The organism is Streptomyces sp. NPDC005863, assembly GCF_042871345.1.
In the GTDB taxonomy this organism is placed as follows: domain Bacteria; phylum Actinomycetota; class Actinomycetes; order Streptomycetales; family Streptomycetaceae; genus Streptomyces.
Window position 1 is genome coordinate 395,355 of sequence record NZ_JBIAII010000004.1, and the last position, 15,718, is coordinate 411,072.

Below are 15,718 nucleotides of genomic sequence, written 5' to 3' on the forward strand. Positions count from 1 at the left end.
CAAGTGCATGACAAGCCGTGCGAGGGGTGCGAGAACTGCTGTTTCACGGTAGGCGGCCGGAAGCGGTGAGAACAGTGCGCCTCGGTGGCGCTCCTGGGGCAGCGGTCACGCGTCAGGTCGCGACGCCGTGTACGGACGGAACCTGCCGCCCGCCTCGAAGGGCTCCGCGCGGAAGCCGCCCCGCGCCATCAGCTGCCCCGCGTCCTCCTCGGGCCAGAGGCGGAAGGGGGAGCGCTGGTGGGCCAGCACGGTGTCCCCGCGCAGGATGAAGTAGTCCTTCACGAACCGGCCCTCACCCTTGTCCTGGATCTCCTGTGCGTAGACGAGCCCGCCGGGCAGCGTGCGCCGGTAGGGGTGGTGCGTCCGCTGGACGGCCAAGAGAAGCAGGCCGCCCGGACGCAGGGCCGCGGCGACGTTCCGCAGGCCCCCGATGTTGTCCTCGTCCTCGACGAGGTGGCTGCCCAGCCAGTAGCGTCCCTCGTCCTCGACGCCGTACCAGATGCCGCCCACGGAGTACGCGACGTCGAACGCGTCCCGCTCGCTCAGGTCGAGGATGTCCTGGCCGACGAGCCGGGCGCGCCCGCCGAGTCTCGCGCGCGCCTGGGCCAGCATGCCCTCGGTGTGGTCGATCCCGGTGACACGCAGGTCGTCCGGGCCCAGGTCGAGCAGGCGTTCACAGGCCAGCCCCGTCCCCACGCCGAGTTCGAGCAGGTCCGCGCGGCCCTCGGCGCTCTCCAGGAGGGAGCGGGCGTACGCGTCGTAGTCGTAGTAGCCGGACGTCATGATGAGGTCGTAGTGGCGGGCGGGCTCGGCGTACGAATCGGTCACGTGCAACACACCACCTCGCAGGGGCATTTGCCGCAGAGGACATTGTTGTCCGTTGCATGCCACTCCGTCCGAACGCCGTGGGCAAGGGGGCTTCTCGGACAGGTCGTGATCTCTCGGGCGACGGAAACAGGCCACCGGGTCTCCATTGCGCCAGAGCCCGTCGGTGTGAATGCGTGAACGATGCAGGTAAATGGGCGGAGGCTGCGGCCCGGGACAAAGGGAACGGAAAGTTCCGCGCCAATGACGAAGAAACCGTTGACACGTGACTGCACCCTGTGGCCTAGAAAAGGAGATCGGCTCTCCTCCCAGGGGATGACTCGTCGCGTGCCGCAGTACAGCGACCGTGGGCCGATAGTCCGGCTTGCAGGCGGACTTGCTCCGGCTCAACGGCGGCGAGGATGGAGACCGATCCTGCTGGACCCGCTGACGTGCGCCGATCGCACCGGCAGAGGGTCGTCCACGCCTGCCGAACCCGACGGGAGCCCCTTTCGCCGTGGCTACGTTTCTGTACAAACTAGGCCGCTTCGCCTTCCGGCGACGCCGCTACGTGGCGCTGCTGTGGGTGGTGGCGCTGGCGGGGGCAATCTTCGCCTCCGCGACAGCTCCCGCCCCGCCCGAAGACTCCTTCTCCATGCCGGGAACGGAGTCCCAGAAGGCCTTCGACCTCTTGGAGAAGCGCTTCCCCGACGCCAGCGCCGACGGAGCGAGCGCACGTGTCGTGATCCGCGCCCCGAAGGGCGAGAAGATCAACTCCGGCAAGCCCAAGGCCGAGGTCGAGAAGCTCGTCGCGGCGATAGGCGAGGGCCCGCAGGTGTCGAGCGTCGACGACCCCTACAAGGCCCGCACCATCAGCAAGGACGGCACCACCGCGTACACCGCGGTCACCTACAAGGTGGTCGCCACCGAGCTGACCGACAAGGCGCGTGACGCGCTGACGGACGCCACCGACACGACCCGCAAGGCGGGCCTCACGGTGGAGACCGGCGGTGACGCCGTCATGGCCGAGCAGGAGATGGGCGGCAGCGCCGAACTCATCGGCATCGCCATCTCCGCCGTCGTCCTGATCCTCACCTTCGGGTCGCTGGTCGCCGCCGGCATGCCGCTGCTCACCGCGATCATCGGTGTCAGCATCGGCATCTCCGGCATCGGAGCCCTCGGCAGCGTCCTGGACCTGTCCGCCACGACCTCCACGCTCGCGATGATGATCGGCCTCGCCGTCGGCATCGACTACGCCCTCTTCATCGTCTCCCGCTTCCGAGCGGAGATAGCCGAGGGCCGCGCACCGGAGGAAGCCGCGGGCCGGGCCACCGGAACCGCCGGATCCGCCGTCGTGTTCGCCGGCCTCACCGTGGTCGTCGCCCTCTCGGGCCTCGCCATCGTCAACATCCCCATCCTCACCAAGATGGGCCTGGCCGCCGCCGGTACGGTCGTCATCGCCGTCCTCATCGCGCTCACCATGATCCCCGCGCTGCTCGGCTTCGCGGGTCGCAAGGTACTGCGCCGCAAGGACCGCAAGAAGTCCGCGAGCGAACTCGCCGACCCGAACGCCAAGCCCAAGCTCGGCACCCGCTGGGCCCGCTTCGTGCTGCGCCACCCCCTCTCCGTGCTCCTGGTCGCCGTCATCGGACTCGGCGCCGTGGCCGTCCCGGCCACCAGCCTGGAGCTCGGCCTGCCCGACGAGGGCACCTCGGCGCCGGACACCACCCAGCGCAAGGCCTACGACATGCTGTCGGAGTCCTTCGGCGCGGGCTTCAACGGCCCGCTGATGGTCACCGTGACCAAGGACTCCGGGGTGGCGGGCGCCGCCAAGACCGTCGGCGATGCCATCGGGAAGATCGACGGCGTCGTCGAGGTGAGCCCGGCGCATGCCAACAAGGCGGGCAACACCGCCATCATGAACGTCGTCCCGAAGACCGGGCCGAGCGACCACGAGACCGAGGAACTGGTCAAGTCGATCCGCTCGATCGCCGACGGCATCGGCACCGACACCGGCTCCGAAGTCCTGGTCACCGGCCAGACCGCGATGACCATCGACTTCTCGCAGACCCTGGACGACGCGCTCCTGCCCTACCTCGGACTGGTCGTCGGCCTCGCGTTCCTGCTCCTGATGCTGGTCTTCCGCTCCGTCCTGGTGCCCCTCAAGGCGGCGCTCGGCTTCCTGCTCTCGGTGGCCGCCGCGCTCGGCGCCGTGGTCGCGGTCTTCCAGTGGGGCTGGCTCGCGGACATCGTGGGAGTCGACCAGCCCGGCCCGATCATGAGCATGATGCCGATCTTCATGATCGGCGTGGTCTTCGGCCTGGCCATGGACTACGAGGTCTTCCTCGTGACCCGGATGCGCGAGGCGTACGTCCACGGGGCACGCCCCGGCGAGTCGGTCGTGACCGGATTCACCCACGGCGGACGGGTCGTGGCCGCGGCCGCGATCATCATGATCAGCGTCTTCTCCGGATTCATCATGGAGAACGACGACATGATCAAGATGATGGGCTTCGGTCTGGCCATCGCCGTCCTCTTCGACGCCTTCGTCGTCCGCATGGCGATCGTGCCCGCGGTCCTCGCCCTGCTCGGCAAGTCCGCCTGGTGGCTGCCGCGCTGGCTGGACCGGCTCCTGCCCAACGTGGACGTGGAGGGCGAGCAGCTGCACAAGAACCTCGGCGACACGGGGTCCCCCGAGGCCGAGACGGACCGCGAGCTGGCTCCGGTCGGCCGCTAGGACACCACCGGCCACGCACGCACGGGCGGGCCGGTCGGAACACCCCTTGGCGGGGAGCGTTCCGACCGGCCCGCCCGGTCCTTTTCCCGGCACCGAGGCCGCGGCCCGCGTCAGCCGCGGTCCGCGTAGACCACCCACACCTGGCCCGGCGCGAAGGGCATCGGCGCACCGTCCGCGCGGGTGAAGGTGGTGCCCGCCGCGGCCGTGGGGCGGCTCCAGCGCGTCGGGTAACTCCTGCCGTCGCGCAGCACCAGCGCCCGGCCGCTCCCGACGGTCTCGATGTACGGCGTCACCGCGCCCTTGAAGTCCTTGAACCGCGACGCCCGCATGGTCACGTACTGGACGACGATCGTGGGGGCGCCGAGCCGCGTCCCCGACGTGCTGCGGGCCGGTGAGCCGTCGAACGACACGAGCCAGCGGTGCTGCCCGGGCGACCAGGCGAAGGAGTGGCTGGCGGCGGCGTACCGCACGATCTTGTCCCGCGTGGGCGTGCCGCCGGCCGGCGCGGGGCCGAAGCGGAACCCGATGTCGGCCGGCGGCTCGGTCCGCGGCACCGAGCGCAGCAGCGCCCGCGGGCGGAGGAAGAGGTCGTGCGGGGCCGGCCGGCCGCTCCGGCGGAAGTAGGCGCCCGGGAAGCGGCCCTGCGGACGGGCGTACAGCGGCGCGTCCTTGAGCTTCTTCTGCAGCGCGGTGCGCACCCCGGAGTAGGCGAGGACCGGCCGGCCGAACTGGCGCAGCAGCTCGACGTCCGACTCACGGGCGCTGCGCACCGGCCCGACCACCGGCGGCACCGTGCTGGAGTAGACGCCCATGAGGCGGCTCATCCCGCCCTCGACCTTCTCCACGTAGACGATGTCCGACCGGTCGAGACCGGTGTGCGGGCGGGCGGCCCGGGCGTTGTCGAACTTGACCGCGACGACCTGCCCCTGACGGGCAGTGAGCCCGGTGAAGGGCGACGGGCTCCGGGGCGCGGGGGAGTCCTCACGAGCGGGGGCGCTCGCGTACGCGGAGGCGCCCACGGTGAACACCGCCGTGACGACGAGCGCGAGCACGCGCGGAGCGAGCCGGGTGCGACGGGCGTCCCGGACTTTCCTTGCTGCCATTGAGGCGTCTCCCTTCGGCGAAGCCGCCAGGGCCGCCCCGTGGCCGCCCTGGTGGCAGCCGCAGACCTACCTCCCCGTGCCCCGGCCCCAACCGCGGCTGGGGCCATCCACCCGCGCGACGTCACTCTTTCCGGGGCAGCCCCGCGTGGCTCCGCGGTGCGGTGCCGACGGACCAGGCGGAGCAGGCGGACCAGGCGGAGTGGGCGCATTCGACGCGGGTAGGCTGAGACTTCGTTGTGGTCCGTTCCGGCCGCGTGCTGCGGATTCTTTACAAATGCAGAGGTGTGGCGAGCGAATGAAGCGATCTGTTCAGCGGTGGAAGGTGCCGGGCCCGGGGCCCGGCAAACGGCTGGCCGCCGCCCTCGACCTGGCGGGCCCGGCCCGCGGCAGCGCCGTGAAACGGGCGCTCCGGACGGCGATCGAGCACGACGCCGTGTGGCTGGGCGCCGCCACGGCGCTGGGGCTCTCGGGGGACCGGAGCGCCCGCAGGGCGGCCCTGCGCGGACTCGGATCGGTGGCGATCGTCACAGCTGTGAACCATGCGCTGGCCAAGCCCGCGGCCCGCAGCGCCCGGCCCGTCCTGGACGGACTGCCCGCGCTGTTCCCCCGCCCCCGCACCGCCTCGCTGCCCGCAAGCCCCATAGCCGCAGCGACCGCCTTCACCTCGGCCGTCGTCATGGAGTCACCCCGGCACGGCCTGGCCGTCCTGCCGTTCGCGGCCGGGCTCGCCTACGCACGCGGCCAGAAGGGCCTGGACCACCGGGGCCGCTCGGCCGCCGGAGCTCTCATCGGCGTCGGGGCCGCGCTGCTCACCTGCCGCTGGTGGCCCGTGAAGCCCGCGGCCGCGGCCGCCGCCGCCCCGCCGCGCCGTCCTGCCCCCGCGCTCAAGGACGGCCAGGGCCTGCACGTGGTCGTCAACCCGTCCTCCGGGGTCGCCTGGAGCAGGGACGCCGCCGACACGCTGCGCACACTGCTCCCCGAAGCGTCGATCACCGTCTTCGAGCCCGGTGACGACCTGGTGGCCCTGCTCGACGCGGCCGCGCAGCGCGCCGTCGCGGACGGCGGGGCGCTGGGGGTGTGCGGCGGCGACGGCACCGTCAACGCGGGCAGCGTCACGGCGGCACGGCACCAGGTGCCCCTCGCCGTCTTCCCCGGCGGCACCTTCAACCACTTCGCGGTGGATCTCGGCAACGTGACGCTCGAAGACGTCACCCGCGCCATCGGCTCGGGCGACGCCGTCACCGCCGACGTGGGACGCGCCTCCGCCTACCGGCAGCCCGGCGCCGCCACCAAAGCCACACAGGACGCGCCCGCCGAAGAGATCGACGTCCGCGGCGAACAGCAGCTCTTCCTCAACACGTTCAGCATCGGCGTCTACTCGGACCTGGTGCACGCCCGGGAGCTGCTCGAGAAGCGCATCGGCAAGTGGCCCGCGCTCGTCATCGGCCTCGCCAAGGTCCTTGCGACGGGCACCCCGCTCTCCGTGGTCATCAACGGCCGACCGCGCCGCATCTGGCTGCTCTTCGCGGGCAACGGCATCTACCACCCGGCCGGCTTCGCCCCGACCTACCGCACCCAGCTCGACGACGGACTCCTCGACGTCCGCGCCGTGGAGGCCGGCACTCCGCTGGCCCGCACCCGGCTGCTCCTCGCCGTGCTCACCGGGACCCTGCACAACTCCCGTGTCCTGACGACCGCCCAGGTGCGCAGGCTGGAGCTGGAGGTCATGGAGGGGGACCCGCACCTCGCCTACGACGGTGAGGTCACGGACACCACGTATCAGCGGCTCGTCCTCGACAAGCTCCCCAAGGCCCTCACCCTGTACCGGCCCGCCGACCAGGACCAGTGGCTGCGCTGAGCCACGCTCCGCACGACCTCTGATCAGGGGCGTACGCGGTGGTACACGCGCTCGCGTGTGCCACCGCCGCAACCGGTGCGCAAGTTGTCAGCAGATCAGTTGCGCACTAATGTCGCCACGCCTTGGTGAACGGGAAATCCGGTGTGATGCCGGTGCGGCCCTCGCCACTGTGATCGGGAAGTCCGGCTCCAGCCCTCGCGGCAGCCACTGGGTGCTCATGCACCCGGGAAGGCGGAGTCCGGTCGGTACGACCCGTCAGCCAGGAGACCGGCCAAGGCGCGTTGTCCATCCACGAGGTGCTGGAGAGGGTCTGCCGAGCCATGCACATAGCCGAGGGTTTCCTCCCACCGGCGCACGCGATCGCCTGGGGCGTAGCGTCCGCGCCGTTCGTCGTCCACGGAGTCCGCTCCCTGACCCGTGAGGTCAAGGAACACCCGGAGAGCACCCTGCTCCTCGGCGCCTCCGGGGCCTTCACATTCGTCCTGTCCGCTCTGAAGATCCCGTCCGTCACGGGCAGTTGCTCGCATCCGACGGGCACCGGGCTCGGAGCCATCCTGTTCCGGCCGCCCATCATGACGGTGCTCGGCACCATCACGCTGCTCTTCCAGGCCCTGCTGCTCGCCCACGGCGGGCTCACCACCCTGGGCGCCAACGTCTTCTCGATGGCGATCGTCGGCCCCTGGGCCGGATACGCGGTCTACCGGCTCCTCAAGCGGTTCGACGTCCCGCTCATGGTCGCCGTGTTCTTCGGGGCGTTCGTCGCCGACCTGTCCACGTACTGCGTCACCAGCGTCCAGCTGGCGCTCGCGTTCCCCGACCCCAGCAGCGGATTCCTAGGGGCCCTCGGCAAGTTCGGCGGCATCTTCGCCGTCACGCAGATCCCGCTGGCGATCAGCGAGGGACTGCTCACCGTCCTGGTGATGCGGCTGCTCGTGCAGTCGAGCAGGGGCGAGCTCACCCGGCTCGGCGTGCTGCTGCAGCGCAAGAGCACACCGGACGTGACGACGACCAAGACGGAGACGGGGGCCGGCGCCCGATGAACCGGAACACGAAGATCAACATCCTGCTGCTCGTGGTGGTCGCCGCGCTCGCGGTGCTGCCCGTGGCCCTCGGACTCGGCGACGACGAGAAGGAGCCGTTCGCCGGCGCCGACGCGCAGGCCGAGACCGCGATCACCGAGATCAAGCCGGACTACAAGCCGTGGTTCTCACCGCTGTACGAACCCCCATCGGGGGAGATCGAGTCGGCGCTCTTCGCCCTGCAGGCGGCCCTGGGCGCCGGTGTGCTCGCGTACTACTTCGGGCTGCGCAAGGGGCGCCGCCAGGGCGCGGAGCAGGCGCTGGCGCAGGAGGCGGACGCGGAGCGGTCCACCGGTGCGCCGGCCGGTGCGCCCGGCGCCCCGGCCGGCCCTCGGGGCAGCCGGTCCGGGGCCGGGCAGGTCTGACCCGGCGTGCTGCCCATCGACGCGGCGGCGCACAGCAGTCGCTGGCGCCGCCGGCACCCCGTGGACAAGGCCGTGCTCGGGCTCGGCCTCACCGTCCTGGCCATCTCGCTGCCGCCCTGGCCGGGCGCCGCGCTGGTGCTCGCCGCGGCGCTCGTCCTGCTGCTCGGGCCCGCGGGCGTGCCGCCCCGCAAACTGTGGCGCGCCTACCGCGTGCCGCTCGGCTTCTGCGTCACCGGCGCCCTCACGCTGCTCGTCCAACTGGGCGGCCCCGAGGGCTTCGTGACGCTCGCCGACGGAGGCCCGGCGCGCGCGGGCGGTCTGCTCCTGCGGACCTCCGCGGCCTCCCTCGGCGTGCTGCTGTTCGCGTTCACCACACCGATGTCGGACCTGCTGCCCCGGCTGGTGAAGGCCGGTGTGCCCGCACCGGTCGTGGACGTGGCGCTCGTCACGTACCGCATGAGCTTCCTGCTCCTGGACTCCATGAGCCGGATCCGGCAGGCGCAGGCCGCCCGGCTCGGCCACACCACCCGCGCCGCCACCTGGCGCTCCCTCGCCTCGCTCGGCGCCACCGCGTTCGTGCGGGCCTTCGACCGGGCCGGCCGGCTGCAGGCCGGGCTCGCCGGACGCGGCTACGACGGCACGCTGCGGGTCCTCGTCCCCGAGGCCCGGATGTCCCGGCCCTTCGTGGCGGCCGCGGGCGCCCTCCTCGTGGGCCTGGTGGCCCTCACCCTCGTACTGGAAAGGTTCCTGCCATGACCGAGCCGAGGGCTCTTCGCGAGCCGGGCGCCCGCGGCGGGCCGGGGGAGCCCCTGGTCGCTCTGCGCGGCGCGTCCTACGCGTACGAGGACGGGCCCACCGTGCTCAGCGGCCTTGACTTCGACGTCGTCGAGGGCCGCGCCCTCGCGCTGCTCGGCCGCAACGGCAGCGGCAAGACGACCCTCATGCGCCTGCTCAGCGGCGGACTGCGCCCCGCCGCGGGCGGGTTGACGGTCGACGGCGTACCCGTGACGTACGACCGCAAGGGTCTGACCCGGCTGCGCACCACCGTCCAGCTCGTCGTGCAGGACCCGGACGACCAGCTCTTCGCCGCCTCGGTCGAGCAGGACGTGTCGTTCGGGCCGCTCAACCTCGGCCTGCCCGACGCCGAGGTCAGGGCCCGGGTGGCCGAGGCGCTCGCGGCCCTCGACATCGTCGCCCTCGCCGACCGGCCCACCCATCTGCTCTCCTACGGCCAGCGCAAGCGGACCGCCATCGCCGGCGCCGTGGCGATGCGGCCCCGCGTCCTCGTCCTCGACGAACCGACCGCGGGACTCGACCCCGACGGCCAGGAACGCCTCCTCGTCACCCTGCGACGGCTGCGGGACGCCGGGACCACCGTGGTGATGGCGACCCACGACGTCGATCTGGCCCTGCGCTGGGCCGACGACGCGGCGCTGCTGACCCCCGCCGGGGTGCGGACCGGGCCGGTCACCGAGACGCTGGGCCGGCGGGACCTGCTGGCGCAGGCCGGGCTGCACCTGCCGTGGGGCATCGCCGTCGGCGAGCTGCTGCGGGCGCACGGCCTGCCGGCCGGGGCGGGCGACGGGCCGCGTACGGCGGAGGAGTTGGCCGCGCTCGTGGGGGCGGCGGTGCCGGGCGCGCCGACGGGCCGAGCGGCGGAAAGCTGATCCCGGCCGCCTTCACCTGATCGGTCGGCCGCCTTCGGTCAGCAGTGGCGGTACACGTGGCCGTCCTCGCCGGCGGGCCGGACGTCGCGGTCGCGCAACGTGATGGAGAGCTTCTTGCCCCAGGTGCGGCAGGCGGCGTCGAAGTCCTTCGCCACGTACTCGATGTCGAAGACCTTCCCGTCGTACGCGGACGCGAAGTCGGGGCACTCCTTGTAGTGGGCGCACTCCTCGGTCACGGCGAAATCGAAGCCGATGCGCTCGCGCCGGTCCAGGAGGTCGGTGGTGTTCTTCTGCGCGACGGCCAGGCCCTGGTCGTGGGCGCGCCGGGCGAGCAGCCGGGCGAAGGCGGCCGCGTCGTCGGGGGTGAGCAGGCCGTCGGAGCGCTCGTAGGAGTCGAGGTTGTCGGGCTCCACCGCGTCGTAGCCCGCCGTGGCGCAGCCGTCGATCCACTTGCCGACGATCTCGGCGAGCGCCGCGCGCTTCTTCGCCGTGGAGATGTCGAGCAGGGGCTCCCGCCAGTCCTCGTCGACGACCGTCCGCCCCGCGTCGTCGCGGAGCAGCAGACCGGGGTGCTCGCGCTGCCACCAGCGCGCCGCCTTCTTGCCGGGCTGGGCCTGGAAGGCGTTGACGTAACAGATGTTGTAGCGGCCCGCGGCGGGCTCGGCGGCGCGGTCGCGCGAGACGGCGCGCACCTTCGCCGGGGGCGGGTAGGCGCCGCCCAACTGGTAGTCGAAGCGCGCGTCGACGGGCGGCTGCCGGACATCGCCCCGCGCGGCGGTGCCGCGCTCGGGCTGCTCGGAACGGCCGGAGCCGCCGGAGTCGCTCCCCGAGCAGCCGGCGACGAGGGCGAGGAGCAGGGCGCCGCCCAGACCGACCCGCACGGACCGCCGCGCTCCGATATTTCTGCTGATAAGCCGCTTGATCCCGATCACCGGGCCAGGATGTCAGTACGTGGCTCCGCCCTCCGCGCCGGGCCTCGTTTCGACTCCCGTCCGGCCAAGTCGAGCCGGGGTGCGGCGTCCGTGCGCGAGCGGGCCCGTCGTAGGCTCGCCGTACGAGGTCAGGCGTCGCGTCACGGGAGGCCCCAGTGAAGATCGTGCTGCCAGGAGGGACCGGTCAGGTGGGCGGCGTGTTGCGTCGGGCACTGACCGCCGCGGGCCACGAGGTCGTGGTCCTGACCAGGCGCCCCGGGCGGGACGGCGAAGTCCCCTGGGACGGCCGCGCGTTGGGCCCTTGGGCGGAGGAGCTTGACGGCAGTGACGTCGTGATCAACCTCGCGGGACGCAGCGTCAGTTGCCGCTACACCGAAGAGAACCTCCGCGCCATGATGGACTCGCGCGTGGACTCCGCGCGCGTCGTGGGCGAGGCGATCGCCGCCGCCCGCAAGCCGCCCCGGGTCTGGCTCCAGATGAGCACCGCCACCATCTACGCCCACCGTTTCGACGCGCCGAACGACGAGGCCACCGGCGCGATCGGCGGAGACGAGCCCGGTCTCCCCGGCTACTGGTCCTACAGCGTCGACATCGCGCGGAACTGGGAGCGAGAGCAGGAGCGTGCCGCGACGCCGGACACGCGCAAGGTGGCCCTGCGGTCGACGATGGTCATGAGCCCCGACCGCGGCGGCGTCTTCGACCACCTGCTCTGGATGGCACGGCTCGGCCTCGGCGGTCCGGTCGCGGGAGGCGCGCAGTACGTGTCCTGGATCCACGACCGGGACTTCGTGCGCGCCGTGGAGTTCCTGATCGACCGGGAGGAGATCGCTGGGCCGGTCAATCTCGCCGCTCCCGGGCCGCTGCCGCACCGGGAGTTCATGCGCGCGCTGCGCGGAGCGTGCGGCATGCCGGTCGGGCTGCCCGCGACGAGGTGGATGGCCGAAGTCGGCGCCTTCGTGCTCCGCTCCGACACCGAACTCCTCCTCAAGAGCCGGCGGGTGGTGCCCGGGCGGCTGCGGGACGCCGGGTTCACCTTCGACCACGGCGCCTGGCCGCGGGCGGCGGCCGACCTCGTACGACGGGCGCGCCGGGAACGGTCTCGGGCCGGCTTCCCCTCCCGCTCCCGCCGGACCGGCCGCGGGCTCGGTCACACCCGGCGCGGCTGATCCCGCCTCCTCCGCCTCGCGGACGCGGACGCGGTCACCAAGTGACCGGAAGGGAGAGGGGGCCGCGGATCATTGTGCGTTGACGGAAGGGAACCTCTTCGGCGGGCACGGTGAGGCGCAGGCCGGGGAAGCGGTCCAGCACGGCGTCGAGCAGCAACTCGAGCTGCATACGGCACAGGACGGCGGCCGTGCAGTAGTGCGGGCCGTTTCCGAACGCCAGGTGCGCGCCGGCGTCCCGGTCGACGTCGATGCGGTCGGGGTCGGTGAAGACGTCCGGGTCGCGGTTGGCGGCCAGGTAGGACACGTAGACGGGATCCCCCGCCCGGATCAGGATGCCGCCGATCTCGACGTCCTCCAGGGCGATGCGCGGCAGGCCCACGGCGGTGCGGTGGGGGATGTGGCGCAGGAGTTCGTCGATGGCGGCGGGGCGGGACGCGGGGTCGTCGCGTACCCGGTCCATCAGGTCGGGCCGGGTCATCAGCAGGTAGAACATCTGGCCGCTGTTGTTGGTCAGCGCCTCGCCGCCGATCTGCAGCGGGCCCGCGACACTGATCGCCTCTTCCTCGGCGAGCTCGCCGTCGCGCACCGCCGCACCGAGCCGCGACAGCACGTCGTCCCCGTCCCGCCCTTCGCGGATGGCCTGCGCGATCCAGCCGAACAGGCCCTTCTTGGCGCGCTCGGACGCCTCGGCGCCGCCCGCGGTGGAGATGATCTCCCGGGTCCACTCGTGCACCTGGCGCCGCTCGTCGGAGGGAACCCCCATGACCTCGCAGACGACGGAGATCGGGAACGGTTCGAGGACCCGCTCGATCAGATCGGCCGGCGGGCCGTCCTTCGCCATGGCGTCGACGAGTTCATCGAGGATCGCCGCGGCGCGCGGGCGCAGCCGCTTGACCGCCCCCACGGTGTACGCGGCGGAGGCGGCGCGCCGCAGCCGGTTGTGGTCGGGCTGATCGGCCCAGGCCAGCGCTCCGGGGCGCGGGGCGAAGTGCGGGGCGAGCCGGGTGAACTGGCGTACGGAGGCGGCCCTGCGGCTGAACCGCGGATCGTTCGTGATCATCTTCACGTCGTCGTACCGGGTGGCGAGCCACGCCCACTCCTCCTCACCGTGCGGAAGCCGGATCCGCGTCAGCGGGCCTTCGGCCATGAGCTCCGCGAGGACCGGGTCGAACTCGGTTCCCGGCACTCCGGCGTCGGGCCACTCCCGGACCGGGGGAGTGGCCGGCTCGGCAAGGGTGGTGGTGTCTTCTGCCATGGCTCAACGATCGGGCGCCACCCGGTACGTTGTCGCGGGGGAGTGCTCCAGACGGTGACCGAGGCCCCAGCTCGACCTCCTCAGCCGGCTTCTCAGTGCGCACGCACTGCCGGTACGGAGCCGACGGCGGAACCGGACCCGCCCGCCTTGACCGTGGCGCCGATGGGGCCGACCCAGTTACCGGGGTGCGTGGCACCCTCCTGCTTGGTCACCGGCCCCCACTTCCAGGGCAGGCTCGCCGAGGACTTGTTGTGCGGCGGGGTCACCACCGTCTTGTCGGGTGTGATGGCCTGCTTGGGTTCGTCCTTCTCGCTGAGGAAGGCCAGCGTGAACTGCGTGCTCTTGCCCGGGGCGAGCGACACCGTCTTGGGCTGCGGCTTGCCGGTGGCGGCCAAGGTCTCGGTGGTCTTGCCCTGGGTCAGGGACACGTTCGGGTGCCCCTTGAGCGTGCACGTCTTGTCGCCGGAGTTCTTCACCTGGACCACGGCGGTCTCCTGGCGGCCCGTGGCCCGGTCCGACGTGGCGCTTCCCGCGTCGCTCCAGGACATCGTGAGGTGCTCGGTGCGGCACGTGGCCTCGGTGGCGGTTGCCGCGTGGGCCGTGGTCGCCGTCAGGGCCGGCACCGCAAGGAGCGCGACAGCGGCCAGAGTTGTCGTGGTGGTCGTGCGGGTGTTGCTGCGCATGGCGTCACCTCCGTGGCTCGCCGGGATTCCTCCCGGCCGAACCATCGAGTCGCCCCGCCCTCAGCCCTGGGCCATGGAGGCCCGGGCTCTCCCATTATCGGGCCCGCGTCCGGGCGCCGCCTCTTCTCGCCCTAGGGTGGGGGGTAGGGGTACCGGGACGCGGGAGCGGTCCGCCACGACCCGGTCGGGCGCCGATGGGCCGCCGCCCACCCCGCGTGGTCCCAGCTCGCCCGGCGAGGTCCTGGTGCCTCCTCGCGCAGCGCGGCCGCGCGCCGTCGCAGACGCGTCGCCAACACCGCGGCGAGGGCCGCCAGTTCGTCGCTGCTGGGCTGTCCGCCGTGGATCCGCAGCTCCACGGGGAGTTGATCTGTCATAAGGGCGGGTTCCCGTGCTTGCGTGAGGGCGGATCCTCCTGCTTGGTCCGCAACGTCGTCAGGGCCGCGACGAGGATTCCCCTGGTCGCGGCAGGGTCGATCACGTCGTCCACCAGACCGTGCTCGGCCCCGTAGTAGGGATGCAGAAACCGGGCGGTGTACTGCTTGACCAGCCGCTCGCGAGTGATCTGTGGGTCGTCGGACTCCGCGAGGTCCCGCCGGAACGCCACGTCCACGGCCGTCTCGGCGTCCGTCACCGCGATCTCGTTGGTGGGCCAGGCGAGCGCCAGATCCGTGCCGATGGCTCGGGAGTCCCGCATGAGGTACGCGGCCCCGTGCGCCTTGCGCAGGACGACGGAGATCCGGGGCACGGTGGCGTTGCCGTAGGCGTAGAGCAGACCCGCGCCGTGCCGGATGAGTTCGCCCGCCTCCCGCGGGCTGCCGGCGACGAAGTCGGGCGCGTCCACCAGGGTGACCAGAGGGATGTTGAACGCGTCGCAGACCGTCACGAATCCGGCCGCCTTCCGCAGCCCCTCCGCGTCCGGCGCACCGCGCTCGGAGCGGGGCTGGTCGGCGACGACACCGACCGCCTCACCGCCCAGCCGCGCGAACGCGCAGACGAAACCGCTGCCCCAGCCCTCGTGGACCTCCATGTACGCGCCGTCGTCCACGATTTCGCCGATCACCTCGTGGATGTCGTACGGCCGTCCGGGCTCCCGAGGGACGATCTCGCGCAGCCTCTCGCTGCTCCGGCTCCGGCTCCTGCTCCTGTTCGCGTTCCGGCTCACGGGATCGTCGCTCTGGCCGACGGGGTCGTCGGACGCGTCGAGCGGGGGAAGTTCGCGGTTGTTCGCGGGCAGGAACGACAGCAGGCGGCGCACACCGGCCAGGCAGCTCTCCTCGTCCTCGAAGAGGAAGCTCGCCGTCCGCGCCTCGGCCTCCGGGAGCCCGGCGCCGCCCGCAGCCGCGACCGTGCCCCGCACCACGAAGACGAAGTCGCCGAGCAGCGGGGCGTACGCGGCGGCGCCCTCGCACGGTCCGAGCACCACGCCGATCTGCGGGACGACCCCGGAAGCGCGGGCGGCGCGGCGCAGGATGCCGCCGTACCGGGCCAGTGAGGCCGCCCCTTCCAGGAGGTGCGCCCCGGACCCCTCGCAGAGGCTCACCAAGGGCGCCCCCGCACGCTCGGCGAGGTCCATCACCTTGTGGATCTTCTCCGCGTGCGTCTCACCCAGCCCGCTCCCCGTGCCTCGGGAATCGAGCGCGTATACGAAGGTGGTGCGGCCCTGGACCGTCCCCCACCCGGTGACGACGCCGTCGGCGTCCTCGGGGGCCGTCGCACTCGCACACTGGGGGTCCCGGTGCCGTCGCAGGGGATGCGTCTCGACGAAGGACCCCTCGTCCAACAGCAGGTCCACCCGGTCACGCGCACCGAACCCCGCGCGCGAGCCCGGCGCCCCGGAGCCCTCCACCAGGGCCGCCTTGACCCGGTCGAGGTCGGCGACCCGGTGAGCCATCTCCCGTCCGCCGTCGGCCACTTGCCCGGGTGATCCCGCACCGAGGGGCTGAACCGCGGTGGCTGACCCGTCCGCCAACGTCATCGAAGGACCTCCGACCCCAGAGCCGATCGCTGGTCCCCACATCTTCTGCGGTCGGCGGCCGCGAGGCATCCGGTGGGCCGGCCGCCGACGCCCT

14 protein-coding genes and 1 riboswitch are annotated in these 15,718 nt (G+C 72.4%); of the genes, 7 read left to right on the forward strand and 7 right to left on the reverse strand.

Annotation, left to right across the window (positions count from 1 at the left end):
* Positions 1-105 precede the first annotated feature (105 nt).
* Complete coding sequence (locus ACFYO9_RS18085; RefSeq protein WP_358777061.1) at positions 106-828, reverse strand: class I SAM-dependent methyltransferase; 723 nt, start codon at positions 826-828, stop codon at positions 106-108.
* Between the two features lie 493 nt (positions 829-1,321).
* Between ACFYO9_RS18085 and ACFYO9_RS18090 the strand changes: the two genes are divergently transcribed.
* Positions 1,322-3,541: an MMPL family transporter gene (locus ACFYO9_RS18090; RefSeq protein WP_358777060.1), complete on the forward strand. Its 2,220-nt coding sequence runs from the start codon at positions 1,322-1,324 to the stop codon at positions 3,539-3,541.
* A gap of 110 nt (positions 3,542-3,651) precedes the next feature.
* On the opposite strand, the gene ACFYO9_RS18095 is transcribed toward ACFYO9_RS18090, so the two are convergent.
* Entirely contained in the window at positions 3,652-4,644 is a 993-nt protein-coding gene (locus ACFYO9_RS18095; protein ID WP_358777059.1) for a DUF3048 domain-containing protein, read from the reverse strand.
* A 295-nt stretch (positions 4,645-4,939) separates the two neighbouring features.
* Here ACFYO9_RS18095 and ACFYO9_RS18100 point away from each other — a divergent pair, with 295 nt between their 5' ends.
* From ACFYO9_RS18100 to ACFYO9_RS18120, 5 genes are all read left to right on the forward strand, one after another.
* Positions 4,940-6,502, forward strand: a complete 1,563-nt coding sequence (locus tag ACFYO9_RS18100; RefSeq protein ID WP_358777058.1) for a diacylglycerol kinase family protein — start codon at positions 4,940-4,942, stop codon at positions 6,500-6,502.
* 106 nt (positions 6,503-6,608) lie between these two features.
* Positions 6,609-6,793: riboswitch (cobalamin riboswitch) on the forward strand.
* A 29-nt stretch (positions 6,794-6,822) separates the two neighbouring features.
* Positions 6,823-7,542, forward strand: coding sequence for an energy-coupling factor ABC transporter permease (locus tag ACFYO9_RS18105; RefSeq protein WP_355807006.1), 720 nt, complete (start codon positions 6,823-6,825; stop codon positions 7,540-7,542).
* On the forward strand, positions 7,539-7,946 hold the full coding sequence (locus ACFYO9_RS18110) for an energy-coupling factor ABC transporter substrate-binding protein (RefSeq protein WP_358777057.1): 408 nt from the start codon (positions 7,539-7,541) through the stop codon (positions 7,944-7,946). The genes ACFYO9_RS18105 and ACFYO9_RS18110 overlap by 4 nt, the downstream gene beginning before the upstream one ends.
* Before the next feature lie 6 nt (positions 7,947-7,952).
* A complete protein-coding gene (gene cbiQ / locus ACFYO9_RS18115; RefSeq protein ID WP_355807010.1) occupies positions 7,953-8,702 on the forward strand; it encodes a cobalt ECF transporter T component CbiQ in 750 nt (249 codons plus the stop codon).
* A complete protein-coding gene (locus ACFYO9_RS18120) occupies positions 8,699-9,613 on the forward strand; it encodes an ATP-binding cassette domain-containing protein (RefSeq protein ID WP_355807012.1) in 915 nt (304 codons plus the stop codon). Before cbiQ ends, ACFYO9_RS18120 begins: the two co-directional genes overlap by 4 nt.
* 38 nt (positions 9,614-9,651) lie before the next feature.
* Here ACFYO9_RS18120 and ACFYO9_RS18125 read toward each other — a convergent pair whose 3' ends face one another.
* Positions 9,652-10,494 (reverse strand): endo alpha-1,4 polygalactosaminidase, encoded by an 843-nt coding sequence (locus ACFYO9_RS18125; RefSeq protein ID WP_355807014.1) that lies wholly within the window; start codon positions 10,492-10,494, stop codon positions 9,652-9,654.
* Positions 10,495-10,700: 206 nt separating this feature from the next.
* On the opposite strand from ACFYO9_RS18125, the gene ACFYO9_RS18130 reads away from it, so the two are divergent.
* Positions 10,701-11,711 carry a TIGR01777 family oxidoreductase gene (locus tag ACFYO9_RS18130; RefSeq protein ID WP_355807015.1) on the forward strand — a complete coding sequence of 337 codons (1,011 nt, stop codon included), beginning with the start codon at positions 10,701-10,703 and terminating at the stop codon, positions 11,709-11,711.
* 34 nt (positions 11,712-11,745) lie between these two features.
* Here the strand turns inward: ACFYO9_RS18130 and ACFYO9_RS18135 are convergent, their stop codons facing one another.
* The 4 genes from ACFYO9_RS18135 to ACFYO9_RS18150 form a co-directional block, all read right to left on the reverse strand.
* Positions 11,746-12,966, reverse strand: a complete 1,221-nt coding sequence (locus ACFYO9_RS18135; RefSeq protein WP_358777056.1) for a cytochrome P450 — start codon at positions 12,964-12,966, stop codon at positions 11,746-11,748.
* A 92-nt stretch (positions 12,967-13,058) separates the two neighbouring features.
* Positions 13,059-13,649, reverse strand: coding sequence for a DUF4232 domain-containing protein (locus tag ACFYO9_RS18140; protein WP_358777055.1), 591 nt, complete (start codon positions 13,647-13,649; stop codon positions 13,059-13,061).
* 131 nt (positions 13,650-13,780) lie between these two features.
* Entirely contained in the window at positions 13,781-14,023 is a 243-nt protein-coding gene (locus ACFYO9_RS18145) for a hypothetical protein (protein ID WP_355807020.1), read from the reverse strand.
* Positions 14,020-15,540, reverse strand: a complete 1,521-nt coding sequence (locus ACFYO9_RS18150) for a carboxyl transferase domain-containing protein (protein WP_358777054.1) — start codon at positions 15,538-15,540, stop codon at positions 14,020-14,022. Before ACFYO9_RS18150 ends, ACFYO9_RS18145 begins: the two co-directional genes overlap by 4 nt.
* Positions 15,541-15,718 lie beyond the last annotated feature (178 nt).

Coding starts and splice junctions, on each gene's coding strand:
- ACFYO9_RS18110 (WP_358777057.1), top strand. CDS start 7,539: ATGAACCGGAACACGAAGATCAACATCCTGCTGCTCGTGGTGGTCGCC.
- ACFYO9_RS18135 (WP_358777056.1), bottom strand. CDS start 12,966: ATGGCAGAAGACACCACCACCCTTGCCGAGCCGGCCACTCCCCCGGTC.
- ACFYO9_RS18145 (WP_355807020.1), bottom strand. CDS start 14,023: ATGACAGATCAACTCCCCGTGGAGCTGCGGATCCACGGCGGACAGCCC.
- ACFYO9_RS18095 (WP_358777059.1), bottom strand. CDS start 4,644: ATGGCAGCAAGGAAAGTCCGGGACGCCCGTCGCACCCGGCTCGCTCCG.
- ACFYO9_RS18100 (WP_358777058.1), top strand. CDS start 4,940: ATGAAGCGATCTGTTCAGCGGTGGAAGGTGCCGGGCCCGGGGCCCGGC.
- ACFYO9_RS18140 (WP_358777055.1), bottom strand. CDS start 13,649: ATGCGCAGCAACACCCGCACGACCACCACGACAACTCTGGCCGCTGTC.
- ACFYO9_RS18105 (WP_355807006.1), top strand. CDS start 6,823: ATGCACATAGCCGAGGGTTTCCTCCCACCGGCGCACGCGATCGCCTGG.
- ACFYO9_RS18150 (WP_358777054.1), bottom strand. CDS start 15,540: ATGGCTCACCGGGTCGCCGACCTCGACCGGGTCAAGGCGGCCCTGGTG.
- ACFYO9_RS18120 (WP_355807012.1), top strand. CDS start 8,699: ATGACCGAGCCGAGGGCTCTTCGCGAGCCGGGCGCCCGCGGCGGGCCG.